Source organism: Bacillus sp. 1A (assembly GCF_052682215.1).
On the sequence record NZ_JBQYLZ010000001.1, the window covers coordinates 6,089,943 to 6,111,796 of the forward strand.

Consider the following 21,854-nt stretch of genomic DNA (forward strand, 5'->3'; position numbering starts at 1 on the left):
GCCCGTAAAAGCCCGATTGGTGAGGGCTAATAATCAGTGGGGATGAAGAACCCCCCCCACTGATTAAAGTTTCACTTTATTTCATTATCTCATTGCCCCCTACACTTCCTCAATAAAAAAAGACTATCCAAAAGGATAGCCTCTTACACTTCAATATTTCGCAACATCGTGTAAATGTCGTTATTCACTTTACCAAACGATTTAATGTTGTTTTGAATGTTAGATAATAAAACGACATACACACTTCCGTTTTTACTAAATCCATTTAAACAATTCCATCCTGGCATTACACCGTGATTCGAATAACTTCCCGGATCTACATACCAACCAAATCCGTAATCTTTTTTTCCGCCTGTAAACATTTGATCATAGCTCTCTTTTGAAATTAACTTTCCAGAGAAGAGTGCTTCATTAAATAAATATAAATCATGTGCACTTGTATATATATCACCACAACCATATAGTTGTGACATACTTGGAATATTAGGTGTTGTCATATTGTTATTTACTATTTTATAACCTGTCGATGGAAACCTTGTTTGCTCTAGCGCTTTGCCGAAACCAGACTGCTTCATACCCGCAGTAGCAAAAATATGTTGTTTAATATATTCTTCTAACGGTTGTCCACTTACCTTCTCAGCGATGTAGGCAAGTATCGAATAGTTCGAATCGGAATACTTCCATTTCTCTCCTGGACCCCCAACACGCTTTTGCTTTCCTATTCGTTTTATCAATTCTTCATGAGAAATATCCTCTGTTCCCTGCTCATACTCTGGAATTCCTGATGTATGTGTTAGTAAATGTTTTAACTGAATACCATTACCTTGAGGGAAATCTGGAATATACTTTGCAATCGTATCCTCTACGTTTAATTTATTTTGATCCTTTAATTGCATAATAGCAGTCGCTACAAATGCCTTTGAAATAGAACCAATATAAAAAGTTGTCTCTGAATTATTCGGTACTTGTTTCTCTTTGTTCGCCATACCGTATCCTTTATTCAAAAGAACTTTTCCGTTCTTCACAATAACAGCCGTCCCGCTAAATCCTGCGTTTTGTAAATATTGATCTAATTGAGCGTTTTCATTAATTTCTTGAGGTGGTCCCTCAGCAGGCTTCTCCACAGCTTGTACTTGCTTTACTTGTTCTTCCTGCTCTTTTTGTTTTTGTGCTTCTTGCTTCTTTTTTTCTTCTTCTTTCTTTTTTAGCTCTTCTTGTTTCTTCATTTCTGCCGCTGCTTTTAAAGTTTCTTCTTTCTTATTATGCGCAACAATTTTTGTATACATGAAATATACAAGTGAAAATAGTAAGACGAGAATGATTGTTCTTTTTATGTATACAATCGGCCGACGTGCTTTCCCATTCGCATTATTTTTTTCCTGATCCATGATTGCTTTTTTCCCCTTATTTACCGATAATTTAATTCCACTACACAAGATTCATTCCGTATCTTTTTCATAGATTTTTGACATTCCATTCGACGTCATCCCTACTTTATCACGCACTGCACATATTACCAACCTATATGTATGAAAAAGAAAAAGAAAATTTACAAAAGTAAGATTCCCGTTAAATTGTTAACAAAAAAAGAGGATATCCTCTAAAAAATTGATGTTATCAATCTTTTGGGATATCCTCTTATCTCATTATTTATACGTGTTTTTTCATATCATCGGCAACAGATTCAACATTTGTACCTACGATAACTTGTACACTCGTGTTACTTAATTTCATAACACCTTTTGCACCAGCACGTTTTAATGCTGCTTCATTTACTTGACCAGCATCTTTCACTTGTAAGCGTAGACGTGTTGCACAGTTATCAATAACTGTTAAGTTTTCTTTTCCACCTAAAGCTGCTACGTAAGTTTCACCAATTGAACCTGCAACAGGTGCGTCACCCTCTTCAGCTAGCTCGTCGTCATCTTCGCGACCAGGAGTTTTTAGATCGAACTTCTTAATTAAGAAGTAAAATACAACGAAATAAATTACTGCGTAAATTAAACCGACTCCCGCGAGTAATACTGGTTTTGTTGCAATACCGAAGTTTAAGAAGTAATCGATTGCACCGGCACTAAATGTGAAACCATCGTGAATGCCAAGAGTTGTTGTAATAAATAGAGACAGACCTGTTAATACAGCATGAATACCATATAATACTGGTGATAAGAACATAAATGAGAATTCAATTGGTTCTGTAATACCAGTTAAGAATGAAGTTAATGCTAGACCACCTAACATACCTGTAACCATTTTACGTTTTTCTGGTTTAGCAGCCGCAATCATTGCGAAACATGCTGCTGGTAAACCGAACATCATAACTGGGAAGAAACCAGTCATAAACATACCCGCTGTTTTATCTCCTGCAAGGAAGCGAGCAATATCACCATTTACAACATTACCTGCTGAATTTGTAAAGTCACCAAGTACGAACCAGAAGTATGTGTTCATTACATGGTGCAAACCAATTGGAATTAATAGACGGTTTAATAAACCAAATAGACCTGAACCAATTGCCCCTAAATTAACAATTCCATGAGCTAATGCATCGATAGCATTTTGAATTGCTGGCCAAATTTGTGCGAATAGAATTCCTAATATTAGCATCACAACCGATGTAACAATCGGAACGAAACGTTTTCCAGCAAAGAACCCTAACCATTCTGGAAGTTTAATCTTATGGAATTTATTATAAAGAAGTCCTGCTATAACACCGACAATAATACCACCTAAAACTTTCATATCCACTTTAGTCGATAATTCGGCTGCCTTAGATACTTGTGTCATTGTATCTGCAAGCTTAGATGGATCTACATTAGCGCTATTACCTATTAAATCTTGGACTTTGCCTAATTTATCTTGTAATTCTACAGTAGAATATCCCTTACTAAGTGCATCAATACTGTTTTTCATAACTAGATAACCAATTGCACCTGCAAGACCTGCTGCACCACTACCATCAACTGAAAGACCGATTGCAATACCAATTGCAAAAATAAGTGCTAAATTATCAAAAACTGCTGCACCGGCCTGTGCCATAACAGGAATATCAAATACATCTGGTTGCCCTAAACGAAGCAATAATCCTGCTGCTGGTAGTACGGCGATTGGAAGCATTAATGCTTTACCAATACGTTGTAGAAACTGCAACATTTTAATTCCCCCTATCAAATTTATGAAATCGTTATCATTATAAGTACGCCTTAGAAAACGCTTTCTATTTACATAACCATAATAACATATAGTTGTATAGATGTGTAGTTTTTATTTTTGAATTTTTTATGGATAAATCTCCTATTTCCAAACTGTTATATAAAAGGAAAATTCTCCTTTTTCAATACAGAATTATCAAAATGAAAGACCCACTATAGAACATGTAACTTTCGTTTTATCATTCCACCTTTTCATGTTATTATTTATTTCCGAGCATATCGGGAAAAGTAAACGTAGTTAATTCGAAATAGGAGCGTTGGTACTATGCAGTGCATTGAAACAAACAACTTACAACAGTTGTTAGAACAAGTAAAACCATATACGAAAAAAGGAAAGCTTGCTACTTATATCCCCGAACTAGGAAATGCAAATCCAGACGATTTAGGGATTGCCATTTTCCATAAAGAAACAGAATATATCCATGCTGGCAACTCACAAACACTATTTACTCTTCAAAGTATTTCAAAAGTAATTACACTTGCACTTGCCCTTTTAGATCGTGGTGAAGAATATGTATTTTCTAAAGTTGGAATGGAACCAACTGGTGATCCATTCAACTCTATTATTAAGTTAGAAACAACAAGCCCATCCAAACCACTTAATCCAATGATTAATGCGGGGGCACTAGCTATTACAAGCATGTTAACAGGAAAAGATAATGAAAAAAAAATGGAGCGCATCCTTCATTTTGTACGTGAAATAACAGATAATCCTACCATTAATTATTCTTCTAAAGTTGCCAATTCAGAATTAGAGACAGCTTACTTAAACCGTTCACTTTGTTACTACATGAAACAAAACGGAATTATCGATTGTGACATCGAAGAACTTATGGATTTATACACTCGTCAATGTGCAGTTGAAGTAAACTGTATCGATTTAGCACGTATCGGCTTAATTTTTGCGATGGATGGCTATGATCCATATAAGAAAAAGCAAATTATCCCTAAACATATTACAAAAATATGTAAAACATTCATGGTTACATGCGGTATGTATAACGAGTCTGGTGAATTTGCGATTCGTGTTGGTATTCCAGCCAAAAGTGGTGTAGCTGGTGGTATTTTCGGCTGCGTAAAAGGAGAAATGGGAATTGGTATTTTCGGACCAGCTTTAGATGCAAACGGAAATAGTATCGCTGGTTTTAAAATTCTTGAACTTCTTTCTGCTCAAGAAGGTTGGAGCATTTTTTAATTCAGAGTTATCCTGCTATACTAGCAGGATTTTTTTATTTCATAAAACCCTCAACTTTATCAGCTATCCATCCCCTTACAAAAACCGTACTGAAAGTTTCTCTATATCATGCATATTTGCTCCCCCCTCCTGAATAATATAGTACAACCTAGCGCTATATGTGGAGGTGTGAAAGATGAAACTAATATTTCAAATGGAAAAACAGCCTGTTCTTGAAAAAACAATTCTTCTTTTTATATTGAGTATTGTAGAAAGCTTGAAGTTAAAAGTTGTTTCACTCGATGAAGCTCACCGATACATATTCAATTTAGAAGTGCTTGAACTACTAATGGATCGGAACATCGATGATCAAGTACTTGAACTCATCCATTTCGGAATGGGACTTGAAGACATTCATCATGTGCTTCCTGAAGAACTTGAACATACTATCGAAGAATTAAAGTGGCTTTGCATTCAAGTTTTAAGTGAGTACAGTATGCATGAAGAATCGGAACAATTAATTGAAGATATACGTTAAAAAAGCACCTGTGTAGGTGCTTTTAATGTTTTTTCAAACTATTTTTATACGTCTCAATATTTACTGGTAGTTCTTCCTCTTCTAAAGTATGTTCATTTACATCTTTATGAATGAACGCACCTTTAGGCGGTTGATGGTCATGCCCTTTTTTCTTATGATCAAATGCTTTTCCGCGTCCCATACGGATCCCCCTTTCTTTAAAAGAAATCCGTATTAGTATGGGGAAAAGTACGTCGACATATGCAATCCTTTGCCGTATTTCCAAGGAAATACTCGAACATTGTTTTCTGTTCTCCTTACAACAACTGATCGATCCCAATAAGAATTAATAACACTCCTGCGATAACAGTAGCCCATTTCCCTAAGTATTCTGCTAAAAATCGTTTTCCTACATAAGCAAAACCACTAATACAAATAAAACTAAACACCCCAGAAATAGTTGCTGTAAGCCACAGATTCAAGTTTGTTACCCCAGCGTCAAATCCACCTGCAATATTATTAATAGACAACGCAACCCCTAAAACAATTGCTTCTGAAAAACTAATTGTTTTAGAACCATCAAAATCTGCTTTTTCTGGATCACGTAAAATGCCCATAAGTACATTACCATCTTTAGAACCTACAGTATTTCTTTGCCCCAAGAAAGGCTGGCACAAAATAAACACACCGATTATACCTAAAACGATTGCTCCAATTAGGTTTGCAGTAAACTCTGAAATAAATAACGCTATCCAGTTCCCAAAAAAGCCAGCTAATAAAGTAAATAAAAACCCCAAAAATGCGATGATAAAATTGTTAAGCCACGAAATTCGAATTTTACGAATGCCATATGCAATCCCAACACCTGCATTATCTAAATTAGAAGCAATACCGATTAAAAAAATTGAAAATAGACCTGCCGTACTCATAAACAGCCACCCCTTTTTCTCACTTTTCAATGCATATTATGAAAATGTTGAGCAACTGTGCCTGTCTGTTTCATATACATGTAAGAAATGCTCAACATTTTTTCAACAATAAAAAAGGAGTGCCTTCACTATGCCTAAAGAAAACCCAAATGAGCGGCTTAGTACATTAATAAAAAAACTTTTAAAAGAACGTGCCTTATCCATGCGTCAATTAGGAATGCATACAAATATTGATCCTGCAACAATCTCAAGAATTATGAATGGTAAACAACCGCCAAAACAAAAACATCTACAAAAATTTGCAGAATGTTTGCAAGTTCCACCCCAATTGTTATTTGATGAAATGTATCCTGATTCTCCTCACATTAATAAAGAAAAGACGGATATGTACACATCTCTTGATACAATTCAGCAAACGCTGCAATCCTCTAACTTATTCGATTTTGACTATACAACAACTCGCGTAAAACAAGAACTTGAAAACTATGAACGCTATGCTCAGACAACAGAAGGTGAAAAACGTATTCATGAAAGTTTCGCGAGTAAATTAGAACAAATTGATAGCGCTGGTCCTTTTATTGAACAATTAACCGATATGTATCAACAATTTTGCAATGAAACTATCTCAAAAGAAGAGCGTGCAGTTCTTGGAGGCGCATTACTGTATTTCATTTTATCGACAGATATTATTCCCGACTATCTCTTTCCAATTGGCTATTTAGATGATGCAATTGCTGTTGAATTGGCGAAAGAGAAATTAATCGAACTAAAACGAAAAACATAGAAAAATAAAGAACTATTTCAGTTGTTTCTGTTCAACTCTGAAATAGTTCACTAAAAAATCGTACAAGTATACATACCTGTACGATTTCAACACACTAATCTATTTTTTCGTGTGACACCATTCATATATAAATGCTGTTATTACTTTTGTAAATTCAATTAACTGTTCTACTTCAACTTTCTCATTTATTGAATGAGCTTCTTCTAATGTACCTGGTCCGTAAATAACAGCCGGAATATGAAATTCACTAAACCACCCACCATCCGTTACCGTTGCAGACATATCTAAAATTGCATTTTTAGATAGAATTGATTCGTGTACTGAGCTAAGAGTTTTTACTGCTTCATGTTCACTATCTACTTCTAAAGAAGGGAAAATTTCGCCACGATCCACAATCATTGATTCTCCGCCCCACTTAAATTGTGGTGGATTTTCACTTAACCATAGATCAGCAGCCGCTACTTTCTCAATATACTCTTCAATTTCTTTTATTATTTGTTCATGTGTTTCATTCGGATAGAAGTGCACCGTTATCCATAATCGGCACTCATCCGCAATAAATGCTGCATGCCGTCCGCCTTCAATAACAGCTGGGTTAATTGTTGTTGTTCCAGATGGATAACCTTCATATGTTTTCATAACTGCCCAATGACGCTCTAATTCTTGTAAACTTTGCACAATTTTCATCATTTTTTCAATCGCACTCGCTCCGAATAAACGTCCTCCAGCATGAATCATTTGCCTGCGTGTTGCATCATGAAACGTCTGGGGGCTTTTCACAGTAATCCATCCAGTAATTACGCCGCCCTGTCCTTGCATATGTAAATCACTTGTATCCACTACGACTGCAAAATCAGCATCATAACCTCTTTTGCAGCATTGAAGTGTACCTGCTTCTCCAACTTCTTCCCCAATTACGGATTGAAAGATTAAATCTCCAGGTAATTCAATGCCAGCTTCTTGTAAAAGTTGAATAGCAAATAGTGCTCCAGCCAGTCCTCCTTTCATATCCGCCGCACCACGTCCAACTAACCAACCATCTTTTATAAATGGCTCAAACGGATTGGTTTCCCACGCTTCATCTGCTGATACTTCAGCTACATCCACATGTCCATTAATAATAAGACTTTTATGTGTGTCACTTTCTAGCCCTTTTCTCACCCCAACAACGTTCGGGTCATTCGGATATACATCCCATTTATCAACACTAAAATTTCGTTTTCTTAGAAAACCTGCAACAAATTCTTGCGCCTCATTTGTGTTTCTCGCCGGCGGTGCTGGTGTTTCAAAACGAATTAAAGTCTTTGTAAGCTCTAGTAACTCATCTTTTCGTAAATCAATCTGTTCTAATAGCTGTGAAACTTCTTGATTCATCGCTAATTCCCCTTTGCATACATAGTATGTTTCCAGCTTTATTGTTACAAAAAAAGAGACTGTTTACAATTTTACAGTCTCTTTTTTTAGCATAAGTTTCTAATATATTTACAAACTTTCTGCCTCTGTTGTATTCGTTTTTTCAATATGTTCTACCTTACGTGCCTTATTTCTTGTCGCACGGTAAAACAGTAAACAAACAATCATAAATGGAATACCACAATATAATGCCATTCTTTGTTCTGGAATAAAAGCCATACCAACAATTACTGTTACATTTAATACTAACGCAAGCAGTGGTACGAATGGATACAGCGGTGTTTTAAATTTCAAGTCCTTCACATCCCCGCCCTGCTTAATGTATGACCTTCTAGCCAATAAGTTAGATAGAGCAATAGATGCCCAAACTAATATCGCCCCGAACCCGGCAATAGAAAGTAGCCATAAATAAACTGTATCTTCCGCATAAATACCTGATAGTAATGAAAGGCAACCTACAATTGTACTTACAATCAATGCATAAATAGGAACACCATTTTTAGATAACTTACCGAAAATTGGACTAATCATTCCTTGATTAGACATAGACCATAGCATACGAGAAGTTGCATATAATCCTGAATTCGCAACGGATAGAACCGCTGTAATAATAACGAAATTTATAATATCGGCTGCATAAGGAATACCAATTTTATCAAATACAACTACGAATGGACTTTCTATCACTCCTGCTTGCTGCCAAGGGAATAAGCCTGCAAGAATGAAAATAGATAATACAAAGAACACAAGTATACGCCAAACTGTATTATTAATTGCCTTCGGGATCGTTTTCTCTGGATTTTCACTCTCTCCAGCTGCAATACCAACTAGTTCCGTTCCTTGGAAGGAAAAATTAACTGCAATCATCGTAATTAAAATGGCTGATAATCCATTTGGAAACAACCCACCATAATCAGTAAAGCTAGAGAACATCGGTGCTGGTTCATTTCCTTTCATATCTAGAAAACCAAACATTGCTGCCCCGCCTAAAATAATAAATGCAATGATTGTAATTACTTTAATACTTGCAAACCAAAATTCAACTTCTGCAAAACTTCTTGAAGATAACGCATTGATAGCAAAGAGAAGCATCGCAAACGCTACACACCAAATCCATGACGGTACATCAGGAAACCATCGTTTCATTAAAATACTAACTGCAATCAGTTCAATACCTATCGTAGCAGACCAGTTTAGCCATGACATCCAGCCGACTACATAACCCGCTGCAGGGGAAATGTGCTTTGTAGCATACGTTTGATAAGATCCTGCGTCAGGCATCGCAACAGCTAACTCTCCAAGACAGAGCATCGTTAAATACATAACAAATCCTCCAACAAGATACGCTACAATCGCTCCTCCAGGCCCAGCTTCATGAATTGTATACCCAGATCCTAAAAAAAGACCGGTACCAATAACTCCTCCAAGTGCAATCATAAAGATGTGCCTGCTTTTCAATTCCCGTTTTAACCCTTGGTTTTGATCCATCATATAAATCCCCCCTTTTCCCTTTGGAAACCTATTTCATGTAAGCGTTTTTAAAAACATGCATAATAAGAATAATTATTGAAAAGAGCAAAATACATAGTATCAATCACTACCTGTTATTAAAAGATCATCCCTCACTGTTATTAATAGCTTTTGATCAGCGATGGCTTGTCCTTCTACTACTTCTAATGATTCGATATACCCACTGATTCCTACCTTAATTTCTACTTTCTGTTTATCTATTGTTTCAATTAACGCTAATTTCTCCCACTCGTATACGTAGGAACTTTCCGTAACAAATAACTTCTCTACTTTCCCGTAACAAGGACTATACACGCCTTCTATAACCGTCTTCACTTTATAAACTCCTCCTTCTTATTAATTGGTACTGAAACGTTGCATATCCCTCCTTTAGAGATTTCAACTATTATTTATGCAAAATGCGTACCAATCTCCAATTCCTATTTAATAATGAAGGTTTCTCAAAAAAAATCTTCATAACCGCAAAATTTTTCTATCATTTGAGAAGTTTTAAAGGGAAAATAGCAAAAAAATTTTGCGATTTTATAAGAATTTTAATAAAATTATAAAAAGTCAGTCTTCATAGGGTGAAATGAGGAGAAGATAATCTATGCGTACAGAAGAAATTAATTTGAAACAGATCATTGAAATGAATATGCTATATGAAACTTTACTCAATGAGCTCGATATCGGGATTCATATTATTAATGAGGAAAGTAAAACGATTATCTATAACCGCAAAATGATGGAAATTGAATCAATGGAACGCTCAGATGTGCTATATAAAAGTCCTTTAGAAGTATTCGCATTTGAAGAAAATAAAAATAGTACTCTAATAGAGGCATTAAAATTAGGAAAAACAAACAAAAATATAAAACAAACGTATTTTAACAATAAAGGGCAAGAAATTACAACAATTAACAATACTTTCCCTATAATAGAAAACGGAAAAATTAAAGGCGCTATTGAAATTTCAACAGAGATTAGCCATTTCAAACAAACAATGAAAAAGAACCTTTCTCGAAAACAAAATAATAAGTTTACCTTTGATCACATAATCGGTGATTCTAATGCTATTCAATCTGTCATTACAGAAGCAAAGAGAGTAATTCGTACATCCTCATCCATACTTCTCGTAGGAGAAACAGGGACCGGTAAAGAACTATTTGCACAAAGTATCCATAATGAAAGTCAACGTTCAACAAAACCATTTATTTCACAAAACTGTGCCGCTATACCTGATACACTCATGGAAAGCTTATTATTTGGTACGAACCGAGGTGCATTTACAGGAGCTATCGATAAAGCTGGTTTATTTGAAGAAGCAAATGGAGGAACTTTGTTATTAGATGAGATCAACTCATTAAGTCCAGCACTTCAAGCGAAGTTACTACGAGCTATCCAAGAAAAAACAATACGAAGAATCGGAGGCACACAAGAAAAAGAAATTGATGTTCGCATTATAGCAACTATTAATGAAGATCCTCTTGAAGCTATTACACATAATCGATTACGGGAAGACTTATATTACCGATTAAGCGTCGTTACTTTATGTCTCCCGCCTTTACGTGAACGAAAAGAAGATATTCCTGATCTTGTGCAGCACTTTATCGAAAAGTACAACATTCAATTTGGACTTGGCGTAACGGATCTAGATGTACATGTAAGAGAATTCTTGTATGCATATGATTGGCCTGGAAACGTACGAGAATTGGAACATATCATTGAAGGTTCGATGAATTTAGTTGAAGATGAAAATATCATTACAGCGTTTCATCTTCCCACTCGCTTTCGTGAACAAATAAAAAAAGAATTCAATATGCAACCTTCCCTAACTAATAACGAGGATGATGCACCTAAAACGTTAAAGCACACAATAGAGACAATGGAGAAGAACTACATCAATCAAATTCTGACAGAGTATCACGGTAATATCTCACAGGCTGCAAAGTTTTTAGGATTAAGTAGGCAAAACTTACAATATCGAATTAAAAAATTGCATTTACACATATGAAATGAAACTTTAATCAAATGTAGGATAAATCCGCCTCCAAGTGTAAATAAAAATTGGGAAAATATGCTACAATAAACATATAACATACTAGAAAGGAACGATATATATGAGTAATGATAACAAATTAAAGTTATTACAATACTTAGCCTTCTTCCCTACCCTTGTATGTATGATGTTACTAGTTGATATGAATGCTTATCCTTATGCAAAACTATTAGCAACAATTAGCGGCTCCTTTGCAGCTATTATGCTTGCTGCTTTTTGGAGTTTGAAGATACGTATGAAGAAAGAAAAATCTTCTTAATGCCAAAACAATAAAAAATCGAGCTTACACAGCTCGATTTTTTTATTGTTTATTAAAACTCAACATTCTCCAAATACAAACCACTCGCCTCAGCAAGACAATTAATTTGATTACGTTGTTTCGCCTCTAGAATTTGTGGAATTGCTTCTGCATCTAATTGTCCTAATCCAACTTCAATTAATGCTCCAACAATTTTTCGTACCATGTTATGAAGGAATCCGTTACCACTTACTCTAATTTGTACAAATCCTGCTTCTTCCATCACATCAAGTGTATATACTTCTCGTACCATAGACTTTTTCTTTGATTTCGCATTTGAAAAAGCAGTAAAGTCATGTGAACCAACTAAATGTTTCGCAGCTTCTTTCATGCTTTTCACATTTAATTGTTTATTCACATGCATGCTGTATTTACGCATAAATGGATTTGTATGCTCTTCATTCCAAATCTTATAAAGATATGTTTTTGCTTTAGAATTGTAACGAGCATGGAAGCGATCTTGTACTTCTTCTATGCTCGTAATGCTAATATCATTTGGTAAATATTGATTCAAATATTTTTTCACTTTATGTTCCACTAACTTCTCATCACTCTGAAAGTTAGCAACTTGATTCAAAGCATGTACACCCGCATCTGTTCTACTACAACCGATAATTTCAATTTCTTTTCCGATCATTTCAGATATGACACTCTCGATTTTTCCTTGAATTGTATTATCGTTATTACCGAGACGTTGCCATCCTTTAAAACGTGCACCATCGTACTGAATCGTTAATTTATAATTATTCATTTTACTCTCCTTCATAGAAAATATTCCCTCATATCGTGAGGGAATATGAATACACTTTACTTTCTAACAAGCTTCACTACATTTTCTACATGGGCTGTATGTGGGAACATATCAACTGGTTGTACATATTCCACTTCATAACTCTTCATTAATGCTTGTACATCACGTGCTAATGAAGAAGGATTACAAGATACGTAAACAACTTGTTTTGGTTTCACTTTTAAAATTGTTTCCAGTAATTTATCATCGCAACCTGTACGAGGTGGATCGACAACAATTACATCTGGACGCCATCCTTCTTTTACCCATTTCGGTAACCATTGTTCAGCTTTACCTGCTTCATATTTCGTATTTGTAAATCCGTGACGCTTCGCATTTTTTCTTGCATCTTCAATCGCTTCTGGAATTACATCCATACCACGTACTTCCGCTGCATCATTTGCAAGCCAAAGACCGATTGTACCAACACCACAATACGCATCTACAATTTTCTCATCGCCTGTTAAAGCAGCTGCTTTTTTCGCTTCATCATATAAAACAACTGTTTGTTCTGGATTTAACTGGAAGAATGCACGTGCTGATAATTCAAATGATAAATCACCTAGTGTTTCTTGAATTACTTCTTTTCCAGCTAATTTAAATGTTTTATCACCGAAAATAACAGATGTTTTACGCCAGTTTACGTTTTGCATAATTGATTTAACAGCTGGCATCTGTTTTTGTACTTCTGCGATAAATTGATCTTTATTTGGTAATTCTTCTTTTGTTGTAATAAGTGTAACTTGTACTTCCCCTGTTTGAACTGCAGTACGTGTCACAATTGTGCGTACTAAACCTTTTTGTTTTTTCTCATTGTAAATAGAAACATTTAATTTTTCTAATATACGTCTTACAACTTTTGTCGCTTCATTCGTTGCTTTATGTTGAATCATACAGTGAGCAATATCAATTAACTGATGTGAATTTTGCTTATACAGCCCTGTAATAACCTTTTCGTCTTTACGTCCCACTTGTAATTGACTCTTATTACGATAATGCCATGGGTTTTCCATACCAAGCGTTGGACGAATTTTTTCTTCCAAACTGTTGTTCATATACTTCTCGAATGCTTGTACGACGATATCACGCTTTTGATTTAATTGTTCTTTATAATCTAAATGTTGCAGCTGACAACCGCCACACTCTTCATATACCGGACATGGTGCTTTCACACGATGTGGTGAAGCTTTACGAACTTTTTTCACTTTCGCTTCAGCGAAGCCACGCTGAATTTTCGTTGTTTCAGCAACAACTTCTTCTCCTGGTAATGCCCCTGGAATGAAAACAACTTGTCTCTTAAAATAACCAACGCCTTCTCCGTTAATCCCAAGACGTTTAATTGTCACAGGAAACGTTTGACCAACTTCCAACTTACTCTCATGTTGCTTTTGTATCATTATTACACCTCTACTCTATACTTTTCCATAAATATAACGCTGCATAACTGCAGTATGGTTCACACTCTTGTTTCACTTTTTCTAAAAATGCATCATCAGGTTTATCATCTAATTGAAATACACCTTGCACTGCACGCTGAATCCCAATGTCCGCTTTCGGAAACATATTTTTCCGTCCAAGCCCAAACATTAAAAAATTTTGCACTGTCCATGTACCAATCCCCCTAATTGGTAACAATTGTGCGGAAACCTCTTCATCCGCCCTGGTTTCTATACTCGCTAAATTTAATGTACCGCTGACAATACTTCGACCTAACCCTATTATATATTCAGCCTTTCGCTGACTAAACTTCTGCTCTCTCAATTCTTCTATTGAAATATTTGCTACTATTTCTGGAGTGGGGAAAAAGAATACACCGTTCTTCTCTGTTCCATATCGTTTCACAAACTGTTCTGTTAACACAGTAGCAAATTTCAAATTTATTTGTTGATGAATGATACAGCGAAGAAGACAAGCAAAATAATCAAACTCTAAAATAATTGGAGTATAAGCATATGTTTCAAATAGTGGACGTAATGATGTGTTTAAAAAATGATTTTGTATATCTTGAAACGGTTCATTCCAATGAAAAATGGCCCTCATTCGTTTCATGACTTTCTCTTGATCTCCTGCCTGACTAGAGATCCAAAACTGTGGATTTTGAACAGTACCAATCCCTTGCAAGCGAACAACAATCTGTTCCTCGTCTATACAAAGCGGGACATAAATGACTTTCTCATCTAATTGAATGACGTTAAGAGGATCAAAAGATAAACGTTTTAATACCTCTTCAAAATGATACGGATACTCTAACGTAACATGTTCGCTCCACATACGTTTCCCCATCCTTTTTACACATCATTATAGCATGAGAAAACCGCAAGCATACATGCTTACGGTTGATTGCTTTTTACTAAGTCATCTAGACTTTTAAAATGATACCCTTTCTCGCGCAAATCATCAATGATTTTCGCAAGTGCTTCTGCATTATCTTTTGATATTGCATGAAGTAATAAAACAGATCCTGGATGAATCATCGTCATTACATTATTATGTGCATATTGCCATCCTCTTTGCTCGTCCACTTTCCAATCCAAAAATGCAAGTGACCAAAATACATTATAATAGCCCATTTCTTTCGTAAGAGCCAACGTTCTTTCACTAAATACGCCGCGCGGCGGACGTACATATTTTACTTCTTTTTGCCCAGTTACTTTTTTAATCTCTTCCGTTACACTCGTTAATTCTTCACGAAGTTTCGCATCATTTACCGTTGTAAAATCAGGATGACTCCACGAATGATTTCCAATAATATGTCCTTCATTCTTCATTCTTAATAACAAATCTTTTTGTGTTTTAATATAATGACCCGTTACAAAGAAAGTTGCCGGTACTTTTTTCTCTTTTAATACATCTAAGATTTTCCCTGTGTATCCATTCTCGTACCCATTATCGAATGTTAAATAAATATCTTTTTTCTTTGTATCCCCTAAATAAAACCCACCATTTTTTTGTAGTAAATCTGTGTATAACTTTCCTGCATCTGGTACTGTTTCATTTTTAGGACGCGGGATTCCCCAGTTATGTGGAGTATTTGTATAAGCTAATGCTGAAACTGGAACAAGTGCCATCATAATTGAAAAAATGAGACCGATATATAACCATTTATATTTCATAAATAATCTCCTTTCCATATATAATCATACTTGTAGTTTCTGTTGCCGTGCATTCTTTCATGCTGAACATGTTTTTCTATATATACCAAAAAAATGCATCTCGAATCATTCGAGATGCATTTTTGTTTACTTAAATACTGGCTCTTTAAAGCTAGCTAATTTTTCAAGTGATGTTTTATCAACATCTGCATGTAAGCTATTACCATGAGAATCCATCGTTACAACTGCTTTAAATCCTTCGATACGTAAATGCCACATTGCCTCTGGAATACCAAATTGTAAGAAATCAACATCTTTTACTTCTTTAATACATTCGGCATAATATTGCGCTGCACCGCCAATTGCATTTAAATATACACCACCGTGCTCTTCTAAAGCCGCTAATGTTTTTGCACCCATACCACCTTTTCCAATGACAGCGCGAATACCGAATTTCTTCATAATATCGCCTTGGTACGGTTCTTCACGAATACTTGTCGTTGGACCTGCCGCTTTAATTTGCCAGTTTTCATTTTCATCTTTCACGACAACTGGACCACAGTGATAAATAACTTGTCCTTTTAAATCTACTGGACAATCGTTATCCATTAAATGCTTATGGATTGCGTCACGACCTGTATACATCATGCCATTAATTGTTACAACATCACCAACGCGAAGTTCACGAATTTGCTCTTCTGTAATTGGTGCTTGTAATACAATCTCACGTTGCTCTGTTTTTTCTTGCGCTTCTTGCTGAAGTGTATCCTCACCTTCTTGATATAGCCAATCCATAATTTCACCTGTTTCAGGATGGATTGTTACGCCAAGGCGGCGATATGCCCAGCAATTATACGCAACAGATACGTAGAAACTAGCTGGCAGACGATTATACACGCCAATTTTACAACCAAGTAAAGTTGTTTCTCCGCCAAATCCCATCGTACCAATGCCCAGCTTATTCGCATTTTCTAATACGTACTTTTCAAGTTTTTGTAACTCTGGTACTGGATTGACATCATCTAATGTACGGAATAATTGATTTTTTGCTAATTCGTAACCTGATGTGCGGTCTCCCCCGATACCAACACCAATTACACCTGCACTACAGCCTTGACCTTGCGCTTGATATACAGCGTGAAGAAGACATTTACGAATTCCTTCTAAATCACGGCCAGCGCGTCCAAGTCCTTCTAATTCACACGGTAAGCTATACTGAATATTTTTATTCTCACAGCCACCACCCTTTAGGATTAAGCGTGCATCAATATAATCTTTTTCCCATTGTTCAAACTTAATAACCGGTGTACCTGGTCCTAAATTATTTCCACTATTGTCCCCAAAAAGAGAATCAACAGAATTGGGACGAAGTTTACCATCTTTTGTCGCCCGCTCAAGCGCATTATAGATAGCTTCCTTCAACTTTAATTGATTCACACCAACTGGTGTATAAATTTTAAACGTTGGCATCCCTGTATCTTGGCAAATTGGCGAGATGTTATCATCAGCCATTTTAATATTATTCGTAATTGTGCCAAGTGCCATCGCAGAACGAGTCCCTGCATTTTCTCGTTCTTTCGCTTGTTGAATCGTACGACGAACATCTTTCGGTAAGTTCGTTGACGTTTCAACAATTAGTTGATACATGCTTTCTTGAAGCTTTTCCATTGTTACTTCCCCCTCAATTGTGAACGCTACCAAAACGTTATGAGCTGAAAATTCCATCGTTATGCTCTTCAGCTTTTTATTTGCTTCACGCTATTAAAGCATAAATGAAATTTTTCACAACTTGATTATACCTTTTTTTCTACCGTCCTTCTATTATCCATACAGAAAAAGGCTGCCAATTTTGCATTGGCAGCCTTTTTAATATATTATTCGTCTTTTTTAAATTGCTCACATTTTAATTCTAATTCATCTAACATCGCAAGAAGACGATCTACATCTTCTAACTCTACTTCTTCAGGTTCAATTGTATCAATTACTTCAATGAACATATTTAAACGTTCTTTTAAATATACTAGTTGTGAATCTTTATCTTCAATTGCTTTTCCCATGAAGGCACTCTCCTTTTAATTCGAGATGCTTTTATTATACCGCAAAAATGATTGCTATGGGCATGAAATTTCATCAATTTTGTCACAGCCATTCATTCAAATGTAAGCCCTCTCTCTTTTTTCACAAAAAAGTTTCACTTTATAAAAAGTACATATTCTTCTATTATAGAGAATGGACAAATTGTTATTTCAATAGTCAAAGGAGTATTTCATATGACGATATCACAAAAAATGAAGCCGATTACTCCTTCTTACGATCCATGGGAAGCGTATATGGACCTTGAAGAGTACGGCAAACTACTATTAACAAACGTTGAGTTTACAACGACAACGTTATGCAATATGCGTTGCGAGCATTGTGCTGTTGGTTACACATTACAGCCGAAAGATCCAAATCCGCTTCCGATGGAACTTTTATTAAAACGATTAGATGAGATTCCTCATTTACGTTCTTTAAGTATTACTGGCGGAGAACCAATGCTTTCAAAGAAATCCGTCGACAACTATGTAACACCACTCTTAAAATACGCTCATGAACGAGGCGTTCGCACTCAAATCAACTCAAACTTAACTATAGATTTAGCACGTTACGAACAAATTATTCCTTATTTAGACGTATTGCATATATCTCATAACTGGGGAACAATTGATGACTTCGTTGAAGGTGGATTTGCAATGATGGAACGTAAACCTACTTATGAACAACGTGCAAAATTATTTGAACGAATGATTACAAATAGTAAAGCTCTATCAGATGCAGGTGTACTCGTATCAGCCGAAACGATGTTAAACAAAAGGACTCTACCGCATATTGAACATATTCATCGTCAAATTGTCGAAGAGATGGGCTGTAAACGTCATGAAGTTCATCCAATGTATCCAAGTGACTTCGCGAGTAATCTAGAGATCTTAACAAAAGCTGAAATTCGAGATGCAATTGAGCATTTACTAGAAATTCGCGATGAAAATGTATGGATGTTATTTGGAACTTTACCTTTCTACGCTTGTAGCGATGACGAGCGAGACATCGCTACATTTAAGAAATTACAAGAAAGCAAAAATGTAACAGTTCGTAACGATCCAGATGGTCGTTCTCGTTTAAACGTCAACATTTTCGATGGAAATATTATTGTAACTGATTTCGGTGACGTTCCTCTTCTAGGTAACGTACAAACAAACACACTACAAGAAGCGTATGACAAATGGAGTGCTTCAAAAACAGCACAATCATTAAGCTGTCACTGTCCTGCAGTAAAATGCCTTGGACCAAATGTTCTTGTAAAAAATAGCTACTATCCGACAGAAGACTTCTTATCAAAAACAGCAAACATAACATTTTAAAGTTCAACTTTAATCAGTGGGGGGTTTGTTCATTCCCCACTGATTATTAGTTGAACCAATTGCCCACAAATAGCGGGATAAATAAAAACGTCAGCTTATAAGCTGACGTTTTTTCATATTATTGCGAGTGAGAAGAAGAAATGAATTTAAAATACAAATGATCGTGAATTGGAATAGCAGCTCCGATTCCTTGTGAGGTAATATTTTTTACTACAAGCCTCTTTTGATTTCCTTTTAACACAAGGTACACTTCTCCAAATGTTACTTTTCCTTTTTCATTTACTGCTGGTGTATAAGCGTATAAATATCCAAGTTGACTCGGACTAATATTATACACACGCTCATGTCCAGTACCATAACCAATGGTCGTTTTAAATGCAAGTGGCAATTGTACTTTTTCAAGTGCTTTGAGAAGCATCATTTTTTTCACATCCGCAGTATTTTTCATATCTGCTGTTAAATCACCTTCAACCGTCTTTTGCGTTTCTTGCTTATAGCGTAGCGGATATAAGCGATCTCCTCCGCGATTATCGTACACATTGCGATTTACTTGTTTATATTCCCAATTAATCGACGTATCAACCGATTCATAATTTAAAGCCCATTGACCTAGATAAATCTTCGCTCGGTACCCTACCGCAAGCGGCGCATTCGAAATTGTCGTTTCATTAAACATTCGAATTAAGTCCGGATTTTCAATTTTAATATTTGCTGTTTTCAATAGTTCTTGAGCAAACTTACTCGGTTGTAAGCGCGGCAAATCTTGCGCATCATTTGGAAACGTATTGTCTTTAGAAATATTTAAAACAGATGAAGGCATTTTTGTTTCTACCGTTGTCTTTGCAAAACTCATGTTAGGAAATAATAGAATAAACGAGACCATAGTTGAAAGACATATGCTGTATACTCGTTTCACCTGTCTGGCTCCTTCCTATGTAAAGGTATATATACTACTTTGTTTATTGTTTTCTCTCAATACAATTGTTATGCCTATTTTTCATAATAAATAAAAACCAATTCCCATAATGACATACGCCGCTAATAAAGTACCGCCTTCAAACCAATTTGTATCTCCATCATTTGAAATCGCAATCGTTAAGAAAACAGCTGTAATCATAGAAACAAGTTCTGGTATTGTAAATACTAAAGGCATCCTTTGTGCAAAGAACATAGAAAGCAGTACTAATACAGGAGCAACAAACATGGCAATTTGCAACGTAGAACCGACTGCAATTTCAACTGCAATATTTACTTTATTTTTATACGCCATAATAATTGCAGATGCATGTTCCGCTGCATTCCCAACAATTGCAACGATAATAACCCCTATAAATAACTCTGACCAACCAAATGACTTTGCAACTGTCTCAAATGTATGCACAAGCGCCTCTGACACATAAGCTACCGCAATTGTCGCTATTGCTAAAATGAGTAGCGCTTTACCTTTCGACCACTCTGGTTCTTCCTCATGAGCTACTTCATCCGTTTTATGTTGATATACACCACGATGCGTAACGAGCTTAAATAGCAGTGCAGCAAGGTACATAATAATCATAATGATAGAAACACCGATACTTAATTGATACGTCTTTCCAGCATCCATCTTCATTGAAAAAATCTCTGGAATAACAAAAGCTACTACTACCGCAAAGATTAATAAAGCTGAATTATGCCTTGCATCATATACATTAAAACTTTGTCTTTTGTATTTAAGCCCTCCTATAAAGAAGGATAGCCCTCCTACTAATAATAAATTCCCAAGTACAGAACCCGTTAAAGAGGCTAATACAACCTCAATTAATCCCGCCTGAAGTGCAAAAATCGAAATAATTAGTTCAACAGCATTACCAAAAGTAGCATTTAATAATCCGCCTATTCTAGGTCCAGAGACAATTGCCAAACTTTCTGTCGCTCTCCCCATAAAACCCGCTAAGGCGATAATAGTAATGCAATACACAGCGAACATAATTGTTTGAGGCCAATGAAGCATTTTTCCAAGTACAGAAAGTGGTACCCCGATCAGCGCTACTATAAGAAATATTTTATTAAACATGCTTTTCATCCTTCCATCGTATGTATTTCTCCTCGATATTATTATTATTCTTCTCCTAACTTGTCCGATTTCATCACAATTACGTTTAAAAAATCGGATTGAAGAAAACAGTATAAAAGATATTTAAATTATCTTGTTTAAACGGAGAAAACAATAAATTATGAACAGGGGTTAAAAGCATGCATTTAAAAGAAAAAATTGAAACTATTATTTGCGGTCAACGAACTGGTGTATTATCTACTGTACGTGAAAATAAACCTCATAGTACCTTTATGATGTTTTTCCACGAAGATTTTGTGTTATATGTTGCAACAGATCGGAAATCAAAAAAGATAACAGATATCGAAAACAATCCAAATGTACATGTACTACTTGGACGTGAAGGAAAAAAATTAGATGAAGATTATATTGAAGTTGAAGGCTTAGCCTCCATCGAGGAAGACTCCACATTAAAAAACAAGTTTTGGAATAATAGCTTAAAACGCTGGTTACTTGGTCCTGAAGACCCTAATTACGTATTAATAAAAATCAATCCCGACACAATTTACTACATCGATGGTGCTGGTACGACGGAGCCCGAGTTTTTACGACTATAAAATAAAAAAAGCCCCCTTTAGGTGGGCTTG

General features: G+C 35.7%; 22 protein-coding genes and 1 pseudogene. 7 read left to right on the forward strand and 16 right to left on the reverse strand.

Annotation, left to right across the window (positions count from 1 at the left end; translation table 11 throughout):
- Positions 1-143 precede the first annotated feature (143 nt).
- The 3 genes and pseudogenes from ACUN0F_RS31195 to ACUN0F_RS31205 form a co-directional block, all read right to left on the reverse strand.
- Positions 144-1,388 (reverse strand): serine hydrolase domain-containing protein, encoded by a 1,245-nt coding sequence (locus ACUN0F_RS31195; RefSeq protein ID WP_445540737.1) that lies wholly within the window; start codon positions 1,386-1,388, stop codon positions 144-146.
- 262 nt (positions 1,389-1,650) lie between these two features.
- Positions 1,651-3,153 carry an N-acetylglucosamine-specific PTS transporter subunit IIBC gene (gene nagE / locus ACUN0F_RS31200; RefSeq protein WP_000938906.1) on the reverse strand — a complete coding sequence of 501 codons (1,503 nt, stop codon included), beginning with the start codon at positions 3,151-3,153 and terminating at the stop codon, positions 1,651-1,653.
- 141 nt (positions 3,154-3,294) lie between these two features.
- Positions 3,295-3,408, reverse strand: a pseudogene (locus ACUN0F_RS31205) (transcriptional regulator).
- Positions 3,409-3,477: 69 nt separating this feature from the next.
- Here ACUN0F_RS31205 and glsA point away from each other — a divergent pair.
- Together glsA and ACUN0F_RS31215 are read left to right on the forward strand one after the other, a co-directional pair.
- Positions 3,478-4,407, forward strand: coding sequence for a glutaminase A (gene glsA, locus ACUN0F_RS31210; RefSeq protein ID WP_001149862.1), 930 nt, complete (start codon positions 3,478-3,480; stop codon positions 4,405-4,407).
- A gap of 175 nt (positions 4,408-4,582) precedes the next feature.
- Positions 4,583-4,924 (forward strand): DUF3969 family protein, encoded by a 342-nt coding sequence (locus ACUN0F_RS31215; RefSeq protein WP_000766602.1) that lies wholly within the window; start codon positions 4,583-4,585, stop codon positions 4,922-4,924.
- A 22-nt stretch (positions 4,925-4,946) separates the two neighbouring features.
- Here ACUN0F_RS31215 and ACUN0F_RS31220 read toward each other — a convergent pair whose 3' ends face one another.
- Positions 4,947-5,105, reverse strand: coding sequence for a hypothetical protein (locus ACUN0F_RS31220; protein WP_000532411.1), 159 nt, complete (start codon positions 5,103-5,105; stop codon positions 4,947-4,949).
- Positions 5,106-5,220: 115 nt separating this feature from the next.
- Positions 5,221-5,832 carry a manganese efflux pump gene (locus ACUN0F_RS31225; RefSeq protein ID WP_046953690.1) on the reverse strand — a complete coding sequence of 204 codons (612 nt, stop codon included), beginning with the start codon at positions 5,830-5,832 and terminating at the stop codon, positions 5,221-5,223.
- A gap of 130 nt (positions 5,833-5,962) precedes the next feature.
- Between ACUN0F_RS31225 and ACUN0F_RS31230 the strand changes: the two genes are divergently transcribed.
- Complete coding sequence (locus ACUN0F_RS31230) at positions 5,963-6,616, forward strand: DUF1232 domain-containing protein (RefSeq protein ID WP_001123723.1); 654 nt, start codon at positions 5,963-5,965, stop codon at positions 6,614-6,616.
- A gap of 99 nt (positions 6,617-6,715) precedes the next feature.
- On the opposite strand, the gene ACUN0F_RS31235 is transcribed toward ACUN0F_RS31230, so the two are convergent.
- The 3 genes from ACUN0F_RS31235 to ACUN0F_RS31245 all read right to left on the reverse strand — a co-directional run bounded on the left by ACUN0F_RS31235 (position 6,716) and on the right by ACUN0F_RS31245 (position 9,874).
- Positions 6,716-7,990 carry an acetylornithine deacetylase gene (locus ACUN0F_RS31235; RefSeq protein ID WP_445540738.1) on the reverse strand — a complete coding sequence of 425 codons (1,275 nt, stop codon included), beginning with the start codon at positions 7,988-7,990 and terminating at the stop codon, positions 6,716-6,718.
- Between the two features lie 108 nt (positions 7,991-8,098).
- Positions 8,099-9,520 carry an amino acid permease gene (locus tag ACUN0F_RS31240; protein ID WP_046953692.1) on the reverse strand — a complete coding sequence of 474 codons (1,422 nt, stop codon included), beginning with the start codon at positions 9,518-9,520 and terminating at the stop codon, positions 8,099-8,101.
- A 99-nt stretch (positions 9,521-9,619) separates the two neighbouring features.
- Positions 9,620-9,874: a biotin/lipoyl-containing protein gene (locus tag ACUN0F_RS31245; protein WP_000859494.1), complete on the reverse strand. Its 255-nt coding sequence runs from the start codon at positions 9,872-9,874 to the stop codon at positions 9,620-9,622.
- 274 nt (positions 9,875-10,148) lie between these two features.
- On the opposite strand from ACUN0F_RS31245, the gene ACUN0F_RS31250 reads away from it, so the two are divergent.
- Positions 10,149-11,552, forward strand: a complete 1,404-nt coding sequence (locus tag ACUN0F_RS31250; protein WP_445540739.1) for a sigma-54 interaction domain-containing protein — start codon at positions 10,149-10,151, stop codon at positions 11,550-11,552.
- Between the two features lie 106 nt (positions 11,553-11,658).
- Complete coding sequence (locus tag ACUN0F_RS31255) at positions 11,659-11,856, forward strand: hypothetical protein (RefSeq protein ID WP_445540740.1); 198 nt, start codon at positions 11,659-11,661, stop codon at positions 11,854-11,856.
- A gap of 52 nt (positions 11,857-11,908) precedes the next feature.
- Here the strand turns inward: ACUN0F_RS31255 and truA are convergent, their stop codons facing one another.
- The 6 genes from truA to ACUN0F_RS31285 form a co-directional block, all read right to left on the reverse strand.
- On the reverse strand, positions 11,909-12,646 hold the full coding sequence (gene truA, locus ACUN0F_RS31260) for a tRNA pseudouridine(38-40) synthase TruA (RefSeq protein ID WP_445540741.1): 738 nt from the start codon (positions 12,644-12,646) through the stop codon (positions 11,909-11,911).
- Positions 12,647-12,702: 56 nt separating this feature from the next.
- A complete protein-coding gene (rlmD, locus tag ACUN0F_RS31265) occupies positions 12,703-14,082 on the reverse strand; it encodes a 23S rRNA (uracil(1939)-C(5))-methyltransferase RlmD (RefSeq protein ID WP_000615214.1) in 1,380 nt (459 codons plus the stop codon).
- A 10-nt stretch (positions 14,083-14,092) separates the two neighbouring features.
- Positions 14,093-14,956 carry a DNA-3-methyladenine glycosylase family protein gene (locus tag ACUN0F_RS31270; protein ID WP_445540742.1) on the reverse strand — a complete coding sequence of 288 codons (864 nt, stop codon included), beginning with the start codon at positions 14,954-14,956 and terminating at the stop codon, positions 14,093-14,095.
- 59 nt (positions 14,957-15,015) lie between these two features.
- Entirely contained in the window at positions 15,016-15,798 is a 783-nt protein-coding gene (gene pdaA / locus ACUN0F_RS31275) for a delta-lactam-biosynthetic de-N-acetylase (protein ID WP_000875960.1), read from the reverse strand.
- Positions 15,799-15,924: 126 nt separating this feature from the next.
- The gene (gene fumA / locus ACUN0F_RS31280; RefSeq protein WP_445540743.1) at positions 15,925-17,445 is read right to left on the reverse strand and encodes a class I fumarate hydratase; all 1,521 of its coding nucleotides are present in this window, start codon (positions 17,443-17,445) and stop codon (positions 15,925-15,927) included.
- A 206-nt stretch (positions 17,446-17,651) separates the two neighbouring features.
- Positions 17,652-17,834, reverse strand: coding sequence for an SE1561 family protein (locus tag ACUN0F_RS31285; protein ID WP_000513547.1), 183 nt, complete (start codon positions 17,832-17,834; stop codon positions 17,652-17,654).
- Between the two features lie 213 nt (positions 17,835-18,047).
- On the opposite strand from ACUN0F_RS31285, the gene yfkAB reads away from it, so the two are divergent.
- Positions 18,048-19,175 (forward strand): radical SAM/CxCxxxxC motif protein YfkAB, encoded by a 1,128-nt coding sequence (gene yfkAB, locus ACUN0F_RS31290; protein ID WP_000156029.1) that lies wholly within the window; start codon positions 18,048-18,050, stop codon positions 19,173-19,175.
- A gap of 118 nt (positions 19,176-19,293) precedes the next feature.
- Here yfkAB and ACUN0F_RS31295 read toward each other — a convergent pair whose 3' ends face one another.
- A complete protein-coding gene (locus ACUN0F_RS31295) occupies positions 19,294-20,091 on the reverse strand; it encodes a YfkD famly protein (RefSeq protein WP_088061643.1) in 798 nt (265 codons plus the stop codon).
- Between the two features lie 81 nt (positions 20,092-20,172).
- Positions 20,173-21,228, reverse strand: a complete 1,056-nt coding sequence (cax, locus tag ACUN0F_RS31300; protein WP_000482128.1) for a calcium/proton exchanger — start codon at positions 21,226-21,228, stop codon at positions 20,173-20,175.
- A 179-nt stretch (positions 21,229-21,407) separates the two neighbouring features.
- Between cax and ACUN0F_RS31305 the strand changes: the two genes are divergently transcribed.
- Complete coding sequence (locus ACUN0F_RS31305) at positions 21,408-21,824, forward strand: pyridoxamine 5'-phosphate oxidase family protein (RefSeq protein ID WP_000550224.1); 417 nt, start codon at positions 21,408-21,410, stop codon at positions 21,822-21,824.
- Positions 21,825-21,854 lie beyond the last annotated feature (30 nt).